Source organism: Candidatus Parvarchaeota archaeon, assembly GCA_016866895.1.
Lineage (GTDB): Archaea > Micrarchaeota > Micrarchaeia > Anstonellales > VGKX01 > VGKX01.
In genome coordinates this window covers 1-3,002 of record VGKX01000149.1, presented here as the reverse complement: position 1 = coordinate 3,002, position 3,002 = coordinate 1, and the positions used below count along the sequence as shown (strand labels likewise).

Below are 3,002 nucleotides of genomic sequence, written 5' to 3'. Positions count from 1 at the left end.
CCATGCTCTCAAAGTTCACTTCAAAAAACCCGCTTTCAGCACCAAGCGTCGTGGACATTGACAACGACGGCCATGTTGAAATCATTGCATCAGAACTCAACAGGGTCAATATATGGAGCTCGCCTTGGCCAACGTACGATGCCAAGCCGTGGCCCTTCCAATTCCGCGACGCTTTGCTAACAAACACACATAAGCAAGGAACAATCAAGCTTCTCATGCCGCCAAACGGCTTTATTTTTGCACAGCCTGAAGCCTCACTTAGATACGAACTTTCCAATACTGGCACTGCATCTTTCCAGTGCCTGTTATACCTTAACAAAACCATTTTGCAAAGCAATATTCTGCAAAATGGCATTGTGGAATACGCCCTCAAGCTTCATAACGGGAGCTATTCCTGGGGAGTTAAGTGCGCAAACTCCACACGCGGCATAACAATAAACGGCGGGGCCAGGGCATTTGAGGTCAGGTCCCCAAAGTCATTTGTTGCAACACGCCTGCAGCTGCCTGCCAACAATTCGACAATCCAATCCCGGGGCATTTTTTTCAGTGCAAAGGCAGTCTCTTCCACAAACTCAAAGGTTGCATGCGATTTTTATGTGGATGGGGAAAAGCGCTCTTCATCGGCTTTTGAGAAAAGCGGCACGGTTTTTGCCCCTTCATTGGATATTGCAAATGGCCAGCACACATGGCATTCTGTCTGCAAAAACCAGGAGGGTGAAAATGAAGAGAGCGAAAAGAGGCACTTTATTGTAAATGCCCCGCTTTCAATCTCAAACAATTCTTCCATGCCAAATCCGGCGCCTGCTACAGGCTTGAAACTGGAGCTTAACCTTCCTGCAAATTCCTCATCATTCAACAATTCAACAATTGAATTTTCCTACACGCTTCTTCATTCAGACGGCATGTGCGGCATTATCCTCAACGGCGTGGGTGAAGAGCCGGAATATGCACTTGCCAATCAGCCTGTCCACTACCCAAAATACCTAGGGCCTGGGAAATATTTCTGGCTTGCAAACTGCACCAACCAGTCAGGTGCAAAAGGCACAAGTGAGGCAAGGGTGATTTACGTCAGCGGGCCTCCTGCAATCGCAATGAAAAGCCCTGCCCAAGGGGCATTCCTTGATTATGCCCCAAGAATCACACTATCCCATGAGATACAGCCAAATCTATACCTGCCAACAAGACCAGGGTTGGTTGTCTGCAAGCTTTATGTAAACGGCAAACCAGTCTATTCAAATTCATACAGCGCAAAAACCTCATCTGCGCTCCAATACGGCCCGGGCCTAAAAGGCGGCACTTTTACCTGGCATGTGGAGTGTAAAAGTCCAATTGGCGCAACTGTGAAATCAGACTCCAGGTCATTCACCGTCAAACCGGCATATGAACTGCAGCCAATGAGCCCTGCAAACAACTCCTCATTTGAGTTTGTCCCCCCAAGCTCCAGCCTTGAATTATCCTATGTGCTTTGGCAGCATGCACAATCTTCTGGCAATCCACCCCCAATCTGCAAAACATATGTCAACGAGCAGCCAATCAACACCCGCAGTGTCCCATTTGATGTCATCCAGGCACTAAACCTGACCGGCCACACCCCGGGTTATTATTCGTGGTTTGTAAAATGCACTGTCGATAATGCCCTTTTCGCAAGCGAAAAAAGAACTTTGATTTTTAATTTAGGTCAAGATAACGCATCAGACAACACGACAATTCCACTTATCGGGGAAGGCATGCCCAATAAATTTCCAACTCAAAACCAGCTTATCGGATTAAACCTTTCCAGCCTTCAACCACTAGACTTTCTCTACGTTTCTGCGGCTGCGTTGCTGGTTGCCTTGGCGTTATATGTGATTTGGCGCTACAGCCTGCAAAATAAGAAATCAGTGCTTAAGCATAAAAACAAATAGCCAATCAGCCGCCATACCAAGCACCCTTCCCATCATCCTAACTTTTCATCACATGCGCAACCCGCTGTGCAAATGTCACAAATGACAACACCGCAACCAAGGCCACTATGCCGCCTGCAAGGCTTGCATTTATTGGAATTGCGACTATCGCCATAAACAAAAGTCCAACTCTCTCCCCCCTCTCAAGAATCCCAGGCAGCGACCTTGCCTGCTTGTGGTCCAGCACGCCAGTGTGCTGCGAATAAGCCTTGACAAAAGAGGTCATGAAGGTTCCAAAAACCAAAAGCAAAAACAGCCAAACCATGGAGGGCAGCACAAAATCGGGAATTCCAATAAAATAAAGCCCTGCAATTATTGCAGCCTCAACAAGCCTGTCGGATACGCCGTCCAAAAACGCTCCCTTTCTTGACTCCTTTTTCCTTGCCCTTGCAACCGCGCCGTCAAAAAAATCGCAAACAAAGGCAAGCGCGGCTAAGGCTGCAAAAAGCGCAAGGCTGGCATTGTATGCAGCCCACGCTCCAGCCATAGCGCTAACAACAGAAAGCACCGTCCAGTGGTTTGGGTCAAGTGGAAGTTTTGCAAGCACCATTCCTGCCGCAGCCGAAGCACCATTTGCAATTCCCGTGTATTTTAGCATTCAATCACCAATAATAAATACCATAAGAAAGCTGCCGACAATAACGTACAACAACAGAGAACAACGATAAAAAATCAATGACAAAGAACTTATGGCAAAGCCCAAAAAATATGGGGCGGCAAAGATATTTTTCCAGCATCCGCGTGCTCTATCCTTCAAGCCTCCCTGTGCATTTCTTTTAGGTATTTCAATACCTGCTGCAAGCCTGCAAACTTCCTGTCAGCAAGAGAAAAATCCTGCTTCTTTGTATATGTATTTGGAATTGCAAGGCAGCTCATGCCTGCGGCTTTTGCCGACCGTACTCCGGCAAGCGTATCCTCAAACGCAATGCAGTGCTCCGGCTTCTCTCCTATCAGCTTTGCTGTAAGAAGATATATGTCAGGGTGCGGGTTTTCCAATATTTGCCATATCTTGCTTCTAAGTGCATTTTCCAAGGCCTTGTTTTTTGAAGCCAACTTATG

2 protein-coding genes are annotated in these 3,002 nt (G+C 47.1%); both read right to left on the bottom strand.

Translation table 11 applies throughout. The features are described 5' to 3' along the window. Positions 1-1,941: 1,941 nt before the first annotated feature. The gene (locus tag FJZ26_05235) at positions 1,942-2,541 is read right to left on the bottom strand and encodes a CDP-alcohol phosphatidyltransferase family protein (protein ID MBM3229809.1); all 600 of its coding nucleotides are present in this window, start codon (positions 2,539-2,541) and stop codon (positions 1,942-1,944) included. A gap of 155 nt (positions 2,542-2,696) precedes the next feature. Then, positions 2,697-3,002 (bottom strand): HAD-IA family hydrolase (locus tag FJZ26_05230; GenBank protein ID MBM3229808.1); only part of this gene is annotated, 306 nt, incomplete at its 5' end.

Coding starts and splice junctions, on each gene's coding strand:
- FJZ26_05235 (MBM3229809.1), bottom strand. CDS start 2,541: ATGCTAAAATACACGGGAATTGCAAATGGTGCTTCGGCTGCGGCAGGA.